The sequence below is a fragment of the Pseudomonas sp. B424 genome, assembly GCF_055408345.1.
The window spans coordinates 63544-83377 of record NZ_JBUZTL010000018.1; the positions used below are offsets into that span (position 1 = coordinate 63544).

Annotated in this window: 16 protein-coding genes and 2 tRNA genes; 17 read left to right on the plus strand and 1 reads right to left on the minus strand. The window is 56.0% G+C overall.

The genetic code is table 11. The features are described 5' to 3' along the window. The first annotated feature begins 1 nt into the window (after position 1). Positions 2 to 3223: a carbamoyl-phosphate synthase large subunit gene (gene carB, locus ACZRMS_RS18935; RefSeq protein ID WP_463996552.1), complete on the plus strand. Its 3222-nt coding sequence runs from the start codon at positions 2 to 4 to the stop codon at positions 3221 to 3223. Then, entirely contained in the window at positions 3220 to 3696 is a 477-nt protein-coding gene (greA, locus tag ACZRMS_RS18940) for a transcription elongation factor GreA (protein WP_463996553.1), read from the plus strand. Before carB ends, greA begins: the two co-directional genes overlap by 4 nt. Before the next feature lie 278 nt (positions 3697 to 3974). On the opposite strand, the gene yhbY is transcribed toward greA, so the two are convergent. Next, a complete protein-coding gene (gene yhbY / locus ACZRMS_RS18945) occupies positions 3975 to 4283 on the minus strand; it encodes a ribosome assembly RNA-binding protein YhbY (protein WP_019825905.1) in 309 nt (102 codons plus the stop codon). A gap of 107 nt (positions 4284 to 4390) precedes the next feature. Between yhbY and rlmE the strand changes: the two genes are divergently transcribed. The 15 genes from rlmE to pnp all read left to right on the plus strand — a co-directional run bounded on the left by rlmE (position 4391) and on the right by pnp (position 19752). Then, complete coding sequence (gene rlmE, locus ACZRMS_RS18950) at positions 4391 to 5041, plus strand: 23S rRNA (uridine(2552)-2'-O)-methyltransferase RlmE (protein ID WP_019825907.1); 651 nt, start codon at positions 4391 to 4393, stop codon at positions 5039 to 5041. A gap of 191 nt (positions 5042 to 5232) precedes the next feature. Next, the gene (ftsH, locus tag ACZRMS_RS18955) at positions 5233 to 7140 is read left to right on the plus strand and encodes an ATP-dependent zinc metalloprotease FtsH (RefSeq protein ID WP_048362131.1); all 1908 of its coding nucleotides are present in this window, start codon (positions 5233 to 5235) and stop codon (positions 7138 to 7140) included. A gap of 8 nt (positions 7141 to 7148) precedes the next feature. Then, entirely contained in the window at positions 7149 to 8000 is an 852-nt protein-coding gene (gene folP, locus ACZRMS_RS18960; RefSeq protein ID WP_463996554.1) for a dihydropteroate synthase, read from the plus strand. 16 nt (positions 8001 to 8016) lie between these two features. Then, positions 8017 to 9354 (plus strand): phosphoglucosamine mutase, encoded by a 1338-nt coding sequence (gene glmM / locus ACZRMS_RS18965; protein ID WP_463996555.1) that lies wholly within the window; start codon positions 8017 to 8019, stop codon positions 9352 to 9354. A gap of 66 nt (positions 9355 to 9420) precedes the next feature. Further along, complete coding sequence (tpiA, locus tag ACZRMS_RS18970; RefSeq protein ID WP_463996556.1) at positions 9421 to 10176, plus strand: triose-phosphate isomerase; 756 nt, start codon at positions 9421 to 9423, stop codon at positions 10174 to 10176. A 2-nt stretch (positions 10177 to 10178) separates the two neighbouring features. Further along, positions 10179 to 10562 (plus strand): preprotein translocase subunit SecG, encoded by a 384-nt coding sequence (gene secG, locus ACZRMS_RS18975; protein WP_003439612.1) that lies wholly within the window; start codon positions 10179 to 10181, stop codon positions 10560 to 10562. Between the two features lie 28 nt (positions 10563 to 10590). Then, positions 10591 to 10676: transfer RNA gene (locus tag ACZRMS_RS18980), tRNA-Leu, on the plus strand. Between the two features lie 96 nt (positions 10677 to 10772). Continuing rightward, positions 10773 to 10849, plus strand: a tRNA-Met gene (locus ACZRMS_RS18985). A 141-nt stretch (positions 10850 to 10990) separates the two neighbouring features. Then, positions 10991 to 11449: a ribosome maturation factor RimP gene (gene rimP, locus ACZRMS_RS18990; protein ID WP_019825918.1), complete on the plus strand. Its 459-nt coding sequence runs from the start codon at positions 10991 to 10993 to the stop codon at positions 11447 to 11449. A gap of 47 nt (positions 11450 to 11496) precedes the next feature. Next, complete coding sequence (gene nusA / locus ACZRMS_RS18995) at positions 11497 to 12978, plus strand: transcription termination factor NusA (protein WP_019825920.1); 1482 nt, start codon at positions 11497 to 11499, stop codon at positions 12976 to 12978. Positions 12979 to 13005: 27 nt separating this feature from the next. After that, on the plus strand, positions 13006 to 15507 hold the full coding sequence (gene infB / locus ACZRMS_RS19000) for a translation initiation factor IF-2 (protein WP_463996557.1): 2502 nt from the start codon (positions 13006 to 13008) through the stop codon (positions 15505 to 15507). A 158-nt stretch (positions 15508 to 15665) separates the two neighbouring features. After that, the gene (rbfA, locus tag ACZRMS_RS19005; RefSeq protein ID WP_048362136.1) at positions 15666 to 16067 is read left to right on the plus strand and encodes a 30S ribosome-binding factor RbfA; all 402 of its coding nucleotides are present in this window, start codon (positions 15666 to 15668) and stop codon (positions 16065 to 16067) included. Between the two features lie 3 nt (positions 16068 to 16070). After that, positions 16071 to 16988: a tRNA pseudouridine(55) synthase TruB gene (gene truB, locus ACZRMS_RS19010; protein ID WP_463996558.1), complete on the plus strand. Its 918-nt coding sequence runs from the start codon at positions 16071 to 16073 to the stop codon at positions 16986 to 16988. 164 nt (positions 16989 to 17152) lie between these two features. Then, a complete protein-coding gene (gene rpsO / locus ACZRMS_RS19015; protein WP_048362138.1) occupies positions 17153 to 17422 on the plus strand; it encodes a 30S ribosomal protein S15 in 270 nt (89 codons plus the stop codon). A 224-nt stretch (positions 17423 to 17646) separates the two neighbouring features. Then, entirely contained in the window at positions 17647 to 19752 is a 2106-nt protein-coding gene (pnp, locus tag ACZRMS_RS19020) for a polyribonucleotide nucleotidyltransferase (protein WP_463996559.1), read from the plus strand. The last annotated feature ends 82 nt before the right edge of the window (positions 19753 to 19834 follow it).

The following is a 19834-nucleotide window of genomic DNA, read 5'->3' on the forward strand; positions in this document are numbered from 1 at the left end:
CATGCCAAAACGTACAGACATAAAAAGCATCCTGATTCTCGGCGCTGGCCCGATCGTTATCGGCCAGGCGTGTGAATTCGACTACTCCGGCGCCCAGGCTTGTAAAGCCCTGCGTGAAGAGGGTTACCGCGTCATCCTGGTGAACTCCAACCCGGCCACCATCATGACCGACCCGGACATGGCCGACGCGACCTACATCGAGCCGATCAAGTGGCAGACTGTCGCCAAGATCATCGAAAAAGAGCGCCCGGACGCCCTGTTGCCAACCATGGGCGGCCAGACCGCACTGAACTGTGCGCTGGACCTGGAGCGCGAAGGCGTTCTGGAGAAGTTCGGCGTAGAGATGATCGGCGCCAATGCCGACACCATCGACAAGGCTGAAGACCGTTCGCGTTTCGACAAGGCGATGAAGTCCATCGGCCTTGATTGCCCGCGTTCCGGTATTGCCCACAGCATGGAAGAGGCCAACGCGGTTCTCGAAAAGCTGGGCTTCCCGTGCATCATCCGTCCGTCCTTCACCATGGGCGGCACCGGTGGCGGTATTGCTTACAACCGTGAAGAGTTCGAAGAAATCTGCGCCCGTGGTCTGGACCTGTCACCGACCAAAGAGCTGCTGATCGACGAGTCCCTGATCGGCTGGAAAGAGTACGAGATGGAGGTTGTCCGCGACAAAAAGGACAACTGCATCATCGTTTGCTCGATCGAAAACTTCGACCCGATGGGTGTGCACACCGGTGACTCGATCACCGTTGCTCCGGCACAGACCCTGACGGACAAGGAATACCAGATCATGCGTAACGCCTCGTTGGCGGTACTGCGTGAGATCGGCGTTGAAACCGGCGGTTCCAACGTTCAGTTCGGTATCTGCCCGGACACCGGCCGCATGGTCGTGATCGAGATGAACCCGCGTGTATCGCGTTCTTCGGCGCTGGCATCGAAAGCTACCGGCTTCCCGATTGCGCGTATCGCTGCCAAATTGGCGATCGGTTACACCCTGGACGAACTGCAAAACGAAATCACCGGCGGCGCTACGCCGGCGTCCTTCGAGCCGTCCATCGACTACGTTGTGACCAAGCTCCCGCGCTTTGCTTTTGAGAAGTTCCCGAAAGCTGACGCACGCCTGACTACGCAGATGAAATCTGTGGGTGAAGTCATGGCCATTGGCCGGACGTTCCAGGAATCCCTGCAAAAAGCCCTTCGCGGTCTGGAAGTGGGTGTAAGCGGTCTTGATCCAAAGCTCGACCTGAGCAACCCGGAAAGCATGGCCGTGCTCAAACGCGAGCTGACCGTGCCGGGTGCCGAGCGTATCTGGTACGTGGCTGACGCGTTCCGCGCCGGCATGACCGTTGAAGATATCTTCGGCATGAACATGATTGATCCTTGGTTCCTGGTGCAGATCGAAGATCTGATCAAGGACGAAGAGCGCATCAAGACCATGGCGTTGTCTTCGATTGATCGCGATGCCATGTATCGCCTCAAGCGCAAAGGCTTCTCTGATGCGCGCCTGGCCGTGCTTCTGGGTGTGACCGAGAAGAACCTGCGTCGCCACCGTCACAAGCTTGAAGTGTTCCCGGTCTACAAGCGCGTTGACACTTGCGCGGCCGAGTTCGCTACAGACACCGCTTACATGTACTCCACCTATGAGGAAGAGTGCGAGGCCAACCCTTCGGATCGTGACAAGATCATGATTCTGGGTGGTGGTCCGAACCGTATCGGTCAAGGTATCGAGTTCGACTATTGCTGTGTCCACGCCGCTCTGGCGCTGCGTGCCGATGGTTACGAGACCATCATGGTCAACTGCAACCCGGAAACGGTTTCCACTGACTACGACACCTCGGATCGTCTGTACTTCGAATCCGTAACACTGGAAGACGTGCTGGAAATCGTGCGTGTCGAGAAGCCAAAAGGCGTGATCGTCCAGTACGGCGGCCAAACTCCGCTGAAACTGGCTCGTGCCCTGGAAGAAGCAGGCGTGCCGATTATCGGTACCAGCCCTGACGCCATCGACCGTGCAGAAGACCGCGAGCGCTTCCAGCAGATGGTTGAGCGTCTGAACCTGCGTCAGCCGCCAAACGCCACCGTGCGCAGCGAAGAAGAAGCCATTCGCGCCGCTGGCAAGATCGGTTACCCGCTGGTAGTTCGTCCTTCCTATGTGTTGGGCGGTCGTGCGATGGAAATCGTTTACGAAGAAGAAGAGCTCAAGCGTTATCTGCGCGATGCTGTGAAAGTATCCAACGACAGCCCGGTGCTGCTGGATCACTTCCTGAATTGCGCAATCGAGATGGACGTTGATGCGGTCTGCGACGGTACTGATGTCGTGATCGGCGCGATCATGCAGCACATCGAGCAGGCGGGCGTGCACTCCGGCGACTCCGCGTGCTCGCTGCCGCCGTACTCGCTGCCGCTGCACATCCAGGACGAGATGCGCGAGCAGGTCAAGAAGATGGCTCTGGAGTTGGGTGTTGTTGGCCTGATGAACGTGCAATTGGCCCTGCAAGGCGAAGATATCTACGTGATCGAAGTGAACCCGCGTGCTTCGCGTACCGTTCCTTTCGTGTCCAAGTGCATCGGTGTTTCCCTGGCCATGATCGCGGCACGCGTGATGGCTGGTAAAACCCTGAAGGAAATTGGCTTCACCAAAGAAATCATTCCTAACTTCTACAGTGTGAAAGAGGCGGTCTTCCCGTTCGCCAAATTCCCGGGTGTTGACCCGATTCTCGGCCCCGAGATGAAGTCCACCGGTGAAGTGATGGGCGTGGGCGATACCTTCGGCGAAGCTTTTGCCAAGGCCCAGATGGGTGCAAGCGAAGTGCTGCCTACCGGCGGTACTGCGTTCATCAGCGTGCGTGACGACGACAAGCCTTTGGTGGCTGGCGTTGCCCGTGACCTGATCAGCCTGGGCTTCGAGATCGTTTCGACTGCCGGCACTGCCAAGTTCATCGAAGCGGCGGGCCTGAAAGTGCGCCGTGTGAACAAGGTGACCGAAGGTCGTCCACACGTTGTCGACATGATCAAGAATGACGAAGTTACCTTGATTATCAACACCACCGAAGGTCGTCAGTCGATTGCTGACTCCTATTCCATTCGCCGCAACGCGCTGCAGCACAAGATCTACTGCACCACCACCATTGCTGCTGGCGAAGCGATCTGTGAAGCGCTCAAGTTCGGTCCTGAAAAAACCGTGCGTCGCTTGCAGGATCTACACGCAGGATTGAAGGCATGATCAAGTACCCAATGACAGTCCAGGGCCATAAAGCCCTGGAGGATGAGCTTGCACACCTGACCAAGGTTGTTCGGCCAAAGCTGAGCAAGGAAATTGGTACGGCACGTGAGCTGGGCGACCTGAAGGAAAATGCGGAATACCATGCGGCTCGGGAGCTGCAGGGTATGTCCGAGGCTCGTATTCGCGATATCGAAGGCCGCCTGCAGAACGCGGTAGTGATCGATGTGGCGGCTATCCCGCACACCGGCAAGGTGATTTTCGGTACGACGGTTGAGATCGCTAACGTTGAGACTGACGAAAGCGTGACATATCAGATCGTTGGCGAAGATGAAGCTGACTTCAAACTCGGAAAAATCTCCGTAGGTTCGCCACTTGCTCGCGCCTTGATTGCCAAGGAAGAGGGTGATGTGGTGGCGGTGAAAACACCGGGCGGCGTCATTGAGTACGAAATTGTTAAAGTAAGTCACATCTAAGAAGTGTGCCCGCCTTGTGCGGGCGCACTTTTTTGGCGGCCGACCCGGGTGTTCCGGGTTGGTAGCTTGTGGTTGTTGCACACAGAATTTTTGCCGGTGCTGGTCTGAACACGGCTGGCAGCGTTGCTGTTTGAAAAGGCAGGTAACGGGTGGGGAAGTCGTGCGTTGGGCGTCTCTGGCTGCCTGATGCGTTGCGCGGGCAGTTCTTGCATAGCTCTCGGGTTTGCCCCGTGAAGAGTTTCAGGGCGCGCCAGGCGCGCCCTTGACCCTTGTCGACATCACTTGAAACGATGGATGTTCGACAGTTGCTTGTTTACATTGACGTTCTTGCGGTACAGAAGCGCCATTTTACCGATAACCTGTACCAATTCCGCTTTGCCGGCCTTGCACATTTGTGCGACGGCCTCCAAGCGGGATTCGCGATCCAGGATGTTGACCTTGATTTTAATCAACTCGTGATCGCCCAATGCGCGTTCGAGTTCGGCTAAAACACCTTCAGTCAAACCATTGTCAGCCACAGTCAAAACTGGTTTCAGATGGTGGCCAATGGACTTGTACTGTTTCTTCTGCTCTTGAGTGAGCGGCATAATCTGACCCCTGTGTCTGATCTTGTAAAAAGCGGCGGCCAGTTTACCCGAGCGAGTCACAGACCGCCCGGTTAATCACGACCCGTTTAAAATTTTTGAGGTGGCCCGTGGCCCGTTCCAAGACTAGCCTTAACTGGCTGAAAGAGCATTTCAACGATCCATACGTCAAAATGGCGCAAAAAGACGGGTATCGCTCGCGTGCCAGCTACAAATTGCTGGAGATTCAAGAGCGTGATCGCCTGATTCGTCCCGGCATGACAGTTATTGACCTCGGGGCTGCACCGGGTGGCTGGTCGCAGGTGACCAGCCGTCTGATCGGTGGTCAGGGACGATTGATCGCATCCGACATCCTGGACATGGACAGTATTCCTGATGTGACCTTCATCAAGGGCGACTTCACCGAGGATGCGGTGCTTGCACAGATCCTCGAGGCGGTCGGAAATACGCAAGTAGACCTTGTGATTTCTGATATGGCCCCCAATATGAGTGGATTGGCAGCTGTAGACATGCCTCGGGCGATGTTCCTGTGCGAATTGGCATTGGATCTTGCTGGGCGCGTCCTACGTCCTGGTGGTGATTTTCTGATCAAGGTTTTCCAGGGGGAAGGCTTCGATCAGTACCACAAAGACATTCGCAAGCTGTTTGACAAGGTACAGATGCGCAAGCCGTCGTCGTCACGAGACAGGTCCCGCGAGCAGTATTTGCTGGGGCGCGGCTTCCGCGGTATCGATGGTTCTGCCAGTGATGAGCGTCTCTGACAAGGGCGATAGTTTTTTTTGAATCGCTTTACAGATCTGGCATAACGAATATTGTGTAGTCAAAGTTTCACAAAGGGTTACAGACGGAGCCTGCAAGGGTTGTAGGCAATGTAGTAAGTTATGCCGGTGAATATCATGCGAAGCACGCTTCAGTAGCGGGGCTTGCTTCAGAGGGTAGCTAATTGAACGATATGGCAAAGAATCTGATCCTGTGGTTGATCATCGCCGCTGTCCTGGTGACAGTGATGAACAACTTCTCCAGTCCAAACGAGCCACAAACCCTCAACTATTCCGACTTCATCCAGCAAGTTAAGGATGGCAAGGTCGAACGCGTTGCCGTGGATGGCTACGTGATTACCGGCAAGCGCAGCGATGGCGATACCTTCAAAACCATCCGTCCGGCCATTCAGGACAACGGTTTGATCGGTGACCTGGTAGATAACCATGTGACCGTTGAAGGCAAACTGCCTGAGCAACAAAGCATCTGGACTCAGCTGTTGGTTGCGAGCTTCCCGATTCTGGTGATCATCGCAGTCTTCATGTTCTTCATGCGCCAAATGCAGGGCGGTGCCGGCGGTAAAGGCGGTCCGATGAGCTTTGGCAAGAGCAAGGCGCGACTGTTGTCGGAAGATCAGGTCAAGACGACTCTGGCTGACGTGGCAGGCTGCGACGAAGCCAAGGAAGAAGTGGGCGAACTGGTTGAGTTCCTTCGTGATCCGGGCAAGTTCCAGCGTCTGGGTGGCCGTATTCCTCGTGGTGTGCTGATGGTTGGCCCGCCTGGTACAGGTAAAACCCTGATCGCCAAGGCGATTGCGGGCGAGGCCAAAGTACCGTTTTTCACCATTTCCGGTTCTGACTTCGTTGAAATGTTTGTGGGCGTCGGTGCGAGCCGTGTCCGCGACATGTTTGAGCAGGCCAAGAAGCACGCACCTTGCATCATCTTCATCGATGAAATCGATGCTGTCGGCCGTCACCGTGGTAACGGTATGGGCGGTGGCCATGATGAGCGCGAGCAAACCCTTAACCAGTTGCTGGTTGAGATGGACGGCTTTGAGATGAATGACGGCATCATTGTGATTGCCGCCACCAACCGTCCTGACGTACTAGACCCTGCGCTGTTGCGTCCAGGCCGTTTTGACCGTCAGGTAGTGGTTGGCTTGCCGGACATTCGTGGTCGCGAGCAGATCCTCAAGGTTCATATGCGTAAAGTGCCGATGGGCGATGATGTCCAGCCGGGCGTGATTGCGCGTGGTACTCCGGGCTTCTCCGGTGCTGACCTGGCCAACCTGGTAAACGAAGCTTCCCTGTTCGCAGCGCGCACCGGCAAGCGTGTTGTTGAAATGAAAGAGTTCGAGCTGGCCAAAGACAAGATCATGATGGGCGCCGAGCGCAAATCGATGGTCATGTCGGACAAGGAAAAGCGCAACACGGCTTATCACGAAGCAGGTCACGCCATTGTTGGTCGCGTTGTGCCGGAGCATGACCCGGTTTACAAAGTCTCGATCATCCCTCGCGGTCGCGCCTTGGGCGTTACCATGTTCCTGCCGGAAGAGGATCGTTACAGCCTGTCCAAGCGTGCGCTGATCAGCCAGATCTGTTCGCTCTATGGCGGCCGTATCGCCGAAGAGATGACTCTGGGCTTTGACGGTGTTACAACCGGCGCGTCCAACGACATCATGCGTGCGAGCCAGATTGCCCGGAACATGGTGACCAAGTGGGGCTTGTCCGAAAAGCTGGGCCCATTGATGTATGCCGAAGATGAAGAGTCTTATCTGGGTCGCGGTGGTGGTCAGTCTGCGAGCGTTTCGGGTGATACAGCCAAGCTGATCGATTCCGAAGTGCGCAGCATCATTGATCAGTGCTACAACACGGCCAAGCAGATCCTGACCGAGCATCGTGACAAGCTTGATGCCATGGCTGATGCGCTGATGAAGTACGAAACAATCGATGCCGATCAGATCGACGACATCATGGCGGGTCGCCCGCCGCGCGAGCCGCGTGACTGGGAAGACGGTAGTTCGGGTACCCCGACTGCTCCGACGCTGGATAAAACCGAGCGCCCGGAAACACCAATCGGCGGCCCTGCTGCTGATCAATAAGGCTTGAAATGACTTCTGTTCAGTCCTCAACCCGGTTGCCTTGCGGCAACCGGGTTCTTGATTTGGCCCATACGCATGTTATGGGCATACTCAATGTCACCCCCGATTCCTTTTCCGATGGCGGCCGTTTCGCTGCGTTGGATGCGGCTCTGCGCCATGCAGAGGCGATGGTCCTGGCCGGTGCAACCCTGATTGATGTTGGCGGTGAATCAACGCGCCCCGGAGCTCCTGTGGTTTTACCGCAGGAAGAGCTCGACCGGGTTGCGCCTGTTGTCGAGCGAATGGCTCGGGAACTGGACGTGATTATTTCGGTCGATACATCCGCGCCAATGGTCATGACCGAGGTTGCGCGTCTGGGAGCAGGGCTGATCAATGATGTGCGCTCGCTGCGCCGTGAAGGGGCTTTGCAGGCGGCTGCGACCACAGGTTTGCCGGTATGTTTGATGCATATGCTCGGTGAGCCGGGTGATATGCAGGACAATCCGCGCTACGACGACCTGGTAGGTGAGGTGTCGGCATTTCTCGTTGATGGCATGGCTCGGTGTGCGGCTGCCGGTCTCGGGCCTGAGCGCATCGTGCTGGACCCGGGCTTTGGCTTTGCAAAAACATTGCAGCACAACTTGAGCCTGTTCAAGCATATGGAGGCCCTGCATGCGCTGGGTCGACCTCTGCTGGTGGGCGTGTCACGTAAAAGCATGGTCGGGCAGACTTTGAGCCGGCCGGTTGCGGAACGACTGTATGGCAGTCTTGCGCTTGCAGCTTTGGCGATGACCAAGGGGGCGCGAATATTGCGCGTCCATGATGTTGCCGAAACGGTTGATGTGGTACGGATGATCGCAGCGGTAGAGTCCGCCGACTAAAAATGATGGAGCAGTTATGACAAAGAAGTATTTTGGCACCGACGGGATTCGTGGTCGGGTCGGCGTTTATCCGATCACCCCTGATTTTATGCTCAAGCTGGGCTGGGCTGCCGGTATGGCGTTTCGCAGCAAGGGCGCTTGCCGGATCCTGGTCGGCAAGGACACCCGTATTTCGGGCTACATGTTTGAATCTGCTCTGGAAGCAGGTTTGTCGGCTGCCGGTGCTGATGTGCTGCTGCTGGGGCCGATGCCTACACCGGCGATCGCCTATCTGACGCGTACCTTCCATGCCGAAGCCGGCATTGTGATCAGCGCTTCGCACAATCCTTATGACGATAACGGCATCAAGTTCTTCTCGGGCGATGGCACCAAACTGCCTGATGACGTCGAGTTGATGATCGAGGAGTTGTTGGACGCTCCCATGACGGTTGCCGAATCCGACAAGCTAGGCAAGGTATCGCGCATCAACGACGCTCCGGGCCGCTACATTGAGTTCTGCAAAAGCAGTGTGCCTAGCAGCACCAACTTCAGCGGTCTCAAGATTGTTCTCGACTGCGCCCATGGTGCTACCTACAAGGTTGCACCAAGTGTTTTCAAAGAGCTGGGCGCGCAGGTCACTGTGTTGTCGGCTCAGCCTGACGGGCTGAATATCAACGAAAATTGCGGCTCGACCCATATGGGTCAGTTGCAGGCTGCTGTGCTGGCCGAAGGTGCTGATCTTGGGATTGCCTTTGACGGTGATGGCGATAGGGTCTTGATGGTCGATCATACTGGCGCAATTGTTGATGGTGATGATCTGCTGTTCATCATTGCGCGTGATCTGCACGAGCGCGGCAAGTTGCAGGGTGGTGTTGTCGGTACGTTGATGAGCAATCTCGGGCTTGAGCTGGCGCTGGCTGACCTGGGCATTCCGTTTGTGCGTGCCAATGTGGGTGACCGTTACGTTATCGCCGGCCTGCAAGAGCGCGATTGGCAGGTTGGGGGTGAGAACTCCGGGCACATCGTCTGCTTCCAGCACACCACGACCGGCGATGCGATCATTGCTGCGCTTCAAGTGCTGCTGTCTTTGCGCCGTCGCGATGAAAGCCTGGCCCAGTCTCGCCAAGCGCTGCGCAAGTGCCCGCAAATTCTGCTGAACGTGCGTTTTGCGGGTGGGGTCAATCCCGTCGAGCATCCGGCTGTTAAAGAAGCTTGCGCACGTGTGACGAAGGCCATGAATGGTCGTGGTCGCGTATTGTTGCGCAAGTCGGGAACAGAGCCTTTGGTGCGTGTAATGGTCGAAGGCGATGACGAAAACATGGTTCGCGGCTACGCCGAAGAGCTGGCAAAACTCGTAAGTGAAGTTTGTGCCTGAATTCGGCTTGCCAGCGCGGATGTGGTTGGGTAACATCTGCGCCCACTTTGACCGACGAGGTAAAGCATGCGTCGCACTATGGTAGCTGGTAACTGGAAGATGCACGGTACCCGCGCCAGCGTCGCTGAGCTGATCGACGGTCTGCGTGGTCTGGTCTTGCCAAACGATGTTGATGTTGCCGTATTCCCGCCTCAGCTGTTTATTGATCGTGTGATCAATGGCTTGCAAGGCGCGCCGATTTCGGTCGGAGCTCAGGATGCTGCAGTGGAGTCGGGGCAGGGCGCTCTGACTGGCGAGATTTCATCGAGCCAGTTGGCAGACGCAGGTTGCAAGCTGGTGCTTGTGGGTCACTCCGAGCGTCGCCTGATTCTGGGTGAGCAGGATGAAACGCTCAATCGCAAGTTTGCAGCGGCTCAAGCCTCTGGCTTGATGCCGGTGCTGTGCATAGGGGAGACCCTGGAGCAGCGCGAAGCGGGACAAACGCTTGAAGTGGTAGAGCGTCAGCTGAATGCCGTGATTGACGAGTTTGGCATTGATGCTTTTGTAAATGCTGTGATTGCATACGAGCCGGTCTGGGCCATTGGCACCGGGCTGACCGCATCACCGCAGCAAGCGCAAGATGTGCATGCGGCCATTCGCGCACAGCTGGCGCAAAAGAATTCTGAAGTAGCACAAGGTGTGCGGCTTCTATACGGCGGCAGCGTGAAGGCGGCCAATGCGGTCGAACTGTTCAGCATGCCGGATATCGATGGGGGACTCATTGGCGGGGCTTCCCTGAATGCAGATGAGTTCGGTGCGATCATTCGTGCCGCAGGAAACTGAAAATGCTGGATAACGTCGTAACTGTGTTTCATCTGCTGACAGCATTGGGTGTAATTGCCCTGGTTTTGCTGCAACAGGGCAAGGGAGCGGATGCTGGAGCATCTTTTGGCGCAGGTGCATCAAATACTGTGTTCGGAAGCCAAGGTTCCTCTACCTTTCTTAGTAAGTTTACTGCTATACTTGCCGCAGGTTTTTTCATAACCAGCTTGGGGTTAGGTTACTTTGCTAAAGAGAAAGCTGAACAGCTGACTCAAGTAGGTTTGCCAAATCCAGCAGTGTTGGAAGTTCCAGTGCAAAAGCCGGCTTCAGATGATGTTCCGGTGCTTCAAGAGCAAAAGTCGGCAACCCCTGCGACTGACGTACCTCCAGCTCAAGAGCAAAAGTAAAACGGGTTTCATGATGTAACGTAGTATTGCCGAGGTGGTGGAATTGGTAGACACGCAACCTTGAGGTGGTTGTGCCCATAGGGTGTAGGGGTTCGAGTCCCCTTCTCGGTACCAATTATCAAGAATGCCCGCAGTAGCGGGCTTTCTTGTATGTGGAAGGTTGGATTGACCCTGAAAAGGATCAACCGTATACTTCCGCTCCAGCTTTGTCGCGGGATGGAGCAGTCTGGTAGCTCGTCGGGCTCATAACCCGAAGGTCGTCGGTTCAAATCCGGCTCCCGCAACCAGTTTTAGCGGAGCCCCTTCTTAGGGGCTTTTTGTTAACTGGACACTTTATAGCGTCGGTATTCAACGACGTTTCAGAGATGGGCGTTTCGCCCATTTTTTCATTTTGCACAGCATGCACAAACATGCACTAGGGGGTTCAGGTGTCGAGCAAGCTAGAACAGTTGCAGGACTTGTTGGCCCCGGTGATCGTGGCCCTTGGCTATGAATGCTGGGGTATTGAATTTTCGGCTCAAGGCCGCCATTCAATGTTGCGTGTCTATATCGACAAGGAAGGCGGCGTACTGGTGGATGACTGCGCAATAGTCAGTCGTCAGATCAGCGGCGTTCTGGATGTCGAAGATCCTATCGCTGTTGAGTACACGCTTGAAGTTTCTTCTCCTGGCATGGAACGCCCACTGTTCACCATTGAACAGTTTGCGAAATTTGCCGGTGAGCAAGTGAGGATCAAGCTGCGCTCGCCTTTCGAAGGGCGACGCAACTTTCAGGGCCTTCTGCGCGGCGTAGAGGAACAGGACATTGTGGTGCAGGTTGAAGACCATGAATTCCTGTTGCCGATCGATATGATCGACAAGGCCAACATTATTCCCAGTTTTGACTGAGACGCGGATCCCGCGGATCCAATGGCTTGCGAAAGGCGAGGCGTACGATGAGCAAAGAAGTACTGCTGGTTGTTGAGTCGGTGTCCAATGAAAAGGGCGTACCGGCAAACGTTATTTTTGAAGCGCTGGAGCTGGCTCTGGCCACCGCGACTAAAAAGCGTTTTGAAGACGAAGTCGAACTGCGTGTGGAAATCAATCGCCACACCGGTAACTATGAGACTTTCCGTCGCTGGACTGTGGTCGAAGACGAAGATCTGGATGATCCAGCATACGAGTTGGCGGTTGACCAGGCCCAGGCGAAACAGCCAGGCGCGGTAGCCGGCGATATTATCGAAGAGAAAATCGATTCTATCGAATTCGGTCGGATCGCTGCACAAACGGCCAAACAGGTCATCGTGCAGAAAGTCCGCGAAGCCGAGCGTGCTCAAGTAGTCGATGCCTATCGCGAGCGTCTGGGCGAAATTATTTCTGGCACCGTTAAAAAGGTGACACGTGACAATGTGATCGTTGATCTGGGCAATAACGCTGAAGCGTTGCTGGCCCGAGAAGACATCATTTCGCGTGAAACTTTCCGTGTTGGCGTACGCCTTCGCGCTCTGCTGAAAGAAATTCGCACCGAAAATCGCGGCCCTCAGCTGATCCTGTCGCGTACCGCGCCAGAGATGCTGATCGAGTTGTTCCGCATTGAAGTGCCAGAAATCTCCGAAGGCCTGATCGAAGTGATGGCGGCCTCCCGAGATCCTGGATCACGCGCTAAAATAGCCGTTCGCTCGAAAGACAAACGCATTGATCCGCAAGGTGCCTGCATTGGTATGCGCGGTTCGCGTGTCCAGGCAGTGTCCGGCGAATTGGGCGGAGAGCGAGTGGATATCGTCCTTTGGGATGACAACCCGGCGCAGTTCGTGATCAACGCAATGTCGCCCGCAGAAGTGGCGGCAATTATCGTCGACGAAGATGCCCATGCAATGGACATCGCAGTTGGCGCAGACAATCTGGCCCAGGCGATTGGTCGCGGCGGTCAGAACGTGCGTTTGGCCAGCCAGTTGACCGGCTGGACCCTGAACGTGATGACCGAATCGGACATCCAGGCTAAGCAGCAAGCAGAAACCGGCGATATCCTGCGCAACTTCATCGAAGAGCTGGAAGTTGATGAAGACCTGGCGCAGGTACTGGTAGATGAAGGCTTTACTAGCCTGGAAGAGATTGCCTACGTACCGGTGGAGGAAATGCTCAACATCGATGGCTTTGACGAAGATACCGTCAACGAGCTTCGCGCTCGGGCCAAGGATCGACTGTTGACTAAAGCCATCGCTACTGAGGAAAAGCTGGCAGACGCCCATCCGGCCGAAGACCTGCTCTCGCTTGAGGGTATGGACAAGGATTTGGCGATGGAACTGGCGGTGCGCGGCGTAATTACCCGCGAAGACCTGGCCGAGCAGTCTATTGACGACCTGCTCGACATCGACGGCATTGACGATGATCGTGCCGGCAAGTTGATCATGGCCGCCCGAGCCCATTGGTTCGAGTAATTAGGCGCGGCCTGAGGAGAGAAATGCATGACGCAAGTCACGGTGAAACAACTGGCCGATGAGGTCAAAACACCGGTTGAGCGCCTGTTGCAGCAGATGCGTGAGGCAGGTCTGCCGCACAACGCCGCCGAGCAGAATGTGACCGACAGTGAGAAGCAAGCTCTGCTGACTCACCTGAAAAGCAGCCACAAGGCTAAAGTGGAAGAACCGCGCAAGATCACTTTGCAGCGTAAAACCACCAGTACCCTGCGTGTTGCTGGCAGCAAAAGCATTAGCGTTGAAGTACGCAAGAAGAAAGTCTTCGTACAGCGTAGCCCGGAAGAAATTGAAGCCGAGCGCAAACGTGAGATGGATGAACGTCGTGCAGTAGACAATGCCGCACGTCAAAAGGCTGAAGAAGAGTCCAAGCGTCGCACCGAAGAAGAAGCGCGCCGTCAGCCTGCATCTACGACTGCGCCAGCTCCGGCTGTTGCGGCACCTGCACCTGTGCAAACCGCACCGGCAGCAGCACCTGCTCCAGCCGCTGATGCACGCAAGCGTGACGAACAGCGTCGCCCGGACAAGCCACGCGCCGACGATAACAATCGTCGCGGTAGTGGTGACGGCGATCGCAAAAACGCTCCGCATCGTGCCTCGGTTAAAGAAAAAGCACCGACTCCACGTGTTGCTCCACGCACTTCCGACGAAGAAAGCGACAGCTTCCGTCGCGGCGGTCGTGGCAAGGGCAAGCTGAAGAAGCGTAACGCTCACGGTTTCCAGAGCCCAACCGGCCCTGTAGTTCGTGACGTACAGATTGGCGAGACCATCACTGTCGGCGATTTGGCTGCACAGATGTCGGTCAAGGCTGCTGAAGTCATCAAGTTCATGTTCAAGCTGGGTACTCCAGCGACCATCAACCAGGTACTTGATCAGGAAACTGCTCAACTGGTTGCTGAAGAACTGGGCCACAAAGTGACTCTGGTCAGCGACAACGCCCTGGAAGATTCCCTGGCCGAGTCCCTGAAGTTCGAAGGCGAGTCGTTCTCCCGTGCTCCGGTTGTGACCGTAATGGGCCACGTTGACCATGGTAAAACGTCCCTGCTCGATTACATCCGTCGTGCCAAGGTAGCTGCTGGCGAAGCCGGTGGTATTACTCAGCACATCGGCGCGTACCACGTTGAAACCGAACGCGGCATGGTCACTTTCCTCGATACCCCGGGTCACGCTGCGTTTACCGCAATGCGTGCACGTGGTGCCAAGGCGACTGACATCGTGATTCTGGTTGTGGCTGCTGACGACGGCGTAATGCCGCAGACCATCGAAGCTGTTCAGCATGCGAAAGCAGCTGGCGTGCCTCTGGTTGTAGCAGTGAACAAAATCGACAAGCCAGGTGCCGATCTCGATCGCATCCGCAGCGAGTTGTCCGTTCACGGCGTGACGTCGGAAGAATGGGGTGGTGACACTCCGTTTGTTTCGGTCTCGGCGAAAATGGGTACCGGCGTTGACGAATTGCTCGAAGCCGTATTGCTGCAAGCCGAAGTTCTGGAACTCAAGGCAACTCCATCGGCTCCTGGCCGTGGCGTAGTGGTTGAGTCCCGTCTGGACAAAGGCCGTGGCCCGGTTGCTACCGTTCTGGTTCAAGACGGTACCCTGCGCCAAGGCGATATGGTACTGGTCGGCTCCAACTACGGCCGCATCCGCGCCATGCTCGATGAGAACGGCAAGTCCATCAAGGAAGCCGGTCCATCCATCCCTGTCGAGATTCTCGGCCTGGACGGTACGCCAGATGCTGGCGACGAGATGAGCGTAATGACCGACGAGAAGAAGGCGCGTGAAGTTGCCCTGTTCCGTCAAGGCAAGTTCCGCGAAGTGAAACTGGCGCGTGCTCACGCAGGCAAGCTGGAAAACATCTTCGAGAACATGGGCCAGGAAGAGAAGAAGACGCTTAATATCGTCCTCAAATCTGACGTCCGTGGTTCGTTGGAAGCTCTGCAGGGCGCCCTTGGCGGCCTGGGTAACGACGAAGTGCAAGTGCGCGTAGTGGGCGGCGGTGTCGGTGGTATCACCGAGAGCGACGCTAACCTGGCACTGGCCTCCAACGCTGTACTGTTTGGCTTCAACGTGCGTGCCGATGCTGGCGCTCGCAAGATTGTCGAGCAGGAAGGCCTGGACATGCGTTACTACAACGTCATCTACGACATCATCGAAGACGTCAAGAAAGCCCTTACCGGCATGCTTGGCAGCGACGTTCGGGAGAACATCCTGGGTATCGCTGAAGTCCGTGACGTGTTCCGTTCGCCTAAGTTCGGCGCGGTTGCAGGTTGCATGGTGCTTGAAGGTGTTGTTCACCGTAACCGTCCAATCCGCGTACTGCGTGAAGACATCGTTATCTACGAAGGCGAGCTGGAATCCCTGCGTCGCTTTAAAGATGACATGTCCGAAGTGCGTGCCGGCATGGAATGCGGTATCGGCGTCAAGAGCTACAACGACGTTAAAGTCGGTGACAAGATCGAAGTGTTCGAGAAGGTCCAGGTTGCTCGCAGCCTCTAACTCGCGAGCCTCAAGAGCGAGGACGAGCCCGCGCATGCAAATGCGCAGTGCTCGGCCTGGACTCTAAACGCAACGCCCGGTCCGGCTTCTGTCTGGCCGGGCGTTTGCCGCTTTCAGACCGCATGGGTTTCCCATGGGTGAGTAACAGGTAACAAGACATGGCAAAAGAATATAGCCGTACCCAACGTATTGGCGATCAGATGCAGCGCGAGCTGGCACAGCTGATCCGTCGTGAAGTCAAAGACCCGCGTGTGGGTCTGGTCACCATTACTGCTGTTGATGTCAGCCGTGACGTCGGTCACGCCAAGATTTTCATCACCGTGATGGGCCAGGACAACGCAGAAGATATCGCTCAGACCATCAAGGTACTGAACTCGGCGGCGGGTTTCCTGCGTATGCAACTGGCGCGTGAAATGAAACTGCGCAGCGTTCCACAGCTGCACTTTCATTACGACGAAAGTGTTGTGCGTGGCGCTCATCTGTCCGCTTTGATCGAGCGTGCAGTGGCTGAAGACAATCAGCACCCTGAAACCACTGCTCCTGAAGACACCAAGGAGTAACCGGTGGCTCAGGTCAAGCGTATCCGTCGTAACGTCAGCGGTATCATCCTGCTCGACAAGCCGCTTGGGTTCACCTCCAACGCGGCCCTGCAGAAAGTCCGCTGGCTGCTCAATGCCGAGAAGGCAGGGCACACCGGTAGCCTCGATCCATTGGCCAGCGGTGTATTGCCGCTGTGCTTCGGCGAAGCCACCAAGTTTTCGCAATACTTGCTCGATTCCGACAAGGGTTATGAAACCCTGATGCAATTGGGCAAGACCACCACCACTGCAGATGCGGAAGGCGATGTTTTGCTGACGCGTCCGGTGACCGTTGGTCGCGCCGATATCGAAGCTGTTTTACCTCGTTTTCGTGGGCAAATCAGTCAGATACCGCCGATGTACTCTGCGCTCAAGCGCGACGGACAGCCGCTTTACAAGCTGGCCCGTGCAGGCGAAGTGGTGGAGCGTGAACCACGTTCTGTTACTATTACCCGCCTCGAATTACTGGCCAGCGAAGGCGACACTGCGCGCTTGGCCGTCGACTGCACCAAAGGCACTTATATCCGTACCCTCGTGGAAGATATCGGTGAGCAACTCGGGTGCGGGGCATACGTTGCAGAGTTACGTCGTACGCACGCCGGACCTTTCGACCTGACCCAAACGGTCACGCTGGAAGAGTTGGAAGCAGTGCATGCCGAAGGCGGCAACGAAGCGGTAGACCGTTTCCTGATGCCATCGGACAGCGGCTTGCTGGACTGGCCATTGCTGCACTTCTCGGAGCACAGTGCGTTCTATTGGCTTAACGGCCAACCGGTTCGCGCTCCGGATGCACCGAAGTTCGGTATGGTGCGGGTACAGGATCACAACGGTCGCTTTATCGGTATCGGTGAAGTGAGCGAAGACGGGCGCATTGCGCCGCGTCGACTGATTCGGTCGGAATGACCGAAATCAGGTTGCTACGGGATGTAATACTCTCGTAGCAGACTGGAAATGAGGGTGGCTGTTATTAGGCACGGTCACATCTCACTTATGAATACGAGGATTTGTCCTCGGCCTATTGGATCTGTCTTGTTCACAAGCAGACCCCTAATGAAAGGAAATGCCACATGGCACTGACAGTCGAACACAAAGCAGAAATCGTAGCTGACTACCAGCAAGCTCCAGGTGATACAGGTTCTCCAGAAGTGCAGGTTGCACTGCTGACCTTTAACATCAACACGCTGCAAGGTCACTTCAAAGAAAACAAAAAGGACCACCACTCCCGTCGTGGTCTGATCCGTATGGTAAACCAGCGTCGCAAGCTGCTGGACTACCTCAAAGGCAAGAACGTTGAGCGTTACAAAACGCTGATCGCTCGCCTGGGTCTGCGTCGCTAATAGCGATGTTGCTAGAGGCTGGTCGTCTGTCGTGCGTTTGCGGGTTTCCCGCAGGCGGACAGCAGGCTTCCAGCCTCAAGTTTTATCTGGACTAGCCGGATTCTTACGAAAACTTGCCGTACAGACTGTTTTCGTAAGCATCTTGAGTCGGGTCAATACCCGATGTTGCACATGACTTTCGCAAGAAACCCGTTCCCCAAGAGCCACAAAGAAGGTAGGACACCGTGAACCCGGTTATCAAAAAATTTCAGTTCGGTCAGTCGACCGTTACTCTCGAGACTGGCCGCATCGCCCGTCAGGCCTCCGGCGCAGTATTGGTCACCGTTGACGACGACGTCAGCGTGTTGGTGACTGTTGTCGGCTCCAAGCAAGCTGATCCAGGCAAGGGCTTCTTCCCTCTGTCGGTTCACTACCAGGAAAAAACCTACGCCGCGGGTAAAATCCCGGGCGGTTTCTTCAAGCGTGAAGGTCGCCCTTCCGAGAAAGAAACCCTGACTTCGCGTCTGATCGACCGTCCGATCCGTCCGCTGTTCCCAGAAGGCTTCATGAACGAAGTGCAGGTTGTCTGCACCGTTCTGTCCACCAGCAAAAAAACCGATCCGGACGTCGCTGCGATGATCGGTACTTCGGCTGCACTGGCTATCTCCGGTATTCCTTTTGATGGTCCGATCGGCGCTGCCCGCGTTGCTTACCACGAAAGCACCGGCTACCTGCTGAACCCGACTTACGAGCAACTGGCCGCTTCGAGCCTGGACATGGTTGTTGCCGGTACGTCGGAAGCCGTATTGATGGTTGAATCGGAAGCCAAAGAGCTGACCGAAGACCAGATGCTGGGCGCGGTACTGTTCGCTCACGACGAATTCCAGGTTGTGATCCAGGCTGTTAAAGAGCTGGCTGCCGAAGCTGCAAAACCAACATGGGACTGGGCTCCGGCTCCAGAAGCTACCGAACTGCTGGGCGCTATCCGTGCCGAGTTCGGTGAAGCGATCTCCCAGGCCTACACCCTGACCGTCAAGCACGAGCGTTATGCACGTCTGGGCGAGCTGAAAGACCAGGTTGTTGCCAAGCTGTCCGGTGAAGAAGGCCAGCCTTCGGCTAGCGAAGTCAAAGCTGCTTTCGGTGAAATCGAATACCGCACCGTTCGCGAAAACATCGTTAACGGCAAGCCGCGTATCGATGGTCGTGACACCAAGACTGTTCGCCCGCTGAACATCGAAGTAGGCGTTCTGCCAAAGACCCACGGTTCGGCTCTGTTCACCCGTGGTGAAACTCAGGCACTGGTTGTTGCAACTCTGGGTACTGCCCGTGACGCGCAGCTGCTGGACACCCTGGAAGGCGAGAAAAAAGACCCGTTCATGCTGCACTACAACTTCCCTCCGTTCTCGGTAGGTGAGTGTGGTCGCATGGGTGGCGCTGGTCGTCGCGAAATCGGTCACGGTCGTCTGGCCCGCCGTTCGGTTCAGGCCATGCTGCCTGCCGCCGACGTGTTCCCGTACACCATCCGTGTTGTATCGGAAATCACCGAGTCCAACGGTTCCAGCTCCATGGCTTCGGTCTGCGGTGCTTCCCTGGCACTGATGGACGCTGGTGTTCCGATGAAGGCACCTGTTGCCGGTATCGCCATGGGTCTGGTTAAAGAAGGCGAGAAATTCGCAGTTCTGACCGACATCCTGGGTGACGAAGATCACCTGGGCGACATGGATTTCAAAGTAGCCGGTACCGCCAAAGGTGTTACCGCGCTGCAGATGGACATCAAGATCAAAGGCATCACCGAAGAAATCATGGAGATCGCACTGGGCCAAGCCCTGGACGCTCGCCTGAATATCTTGGGTCAGATGAACCAGATCATTGCCGTATCGCGCAACGAACTGTCGGCCAACGCTCCGACCATGATTGCGATGAAGATCGACACCGACAAAATCCGTGATGTTATCGGTAAAGGCGGCGCGACCATCCGTGCAATCTGTGAAGAAACCAAAGCTTCGATCGATATCGAAGACGACGGTTCGATCAAGATCTTCGGCGAAACCAAAGAAGCAGCAGAAGCGGCGCGTCAGCGTGTTCTGGGCATCACTGCTGAAGCCGAAATCGGCAAGATCTACGTGGGCAAGGTTGAGCGTATCGTCGACTTCGGCGCATTCGTAAACATCCTGCCGGGCAAAGACGGCCTGGTTCACATCTCCATGCTGAGCGATGCTCGCGTTGAGAAAGTGACTGACATTCTGAAAGAAGGTCAGGAAGTGGAAGTATTGGTACTGGACGTGGACAACCGCGGCCGTATCAAGCTGTCCATCAAGGACGTAGCAGCAGCCAAGGCTTCGGAAGCTTAATAGCCCCCCGATACCTGCGTTGAAAAAAGGACCCTCAAGGGTCCTTTTTTTATGTCTGGAGAAAAGTCGGCACGGCGGGCGG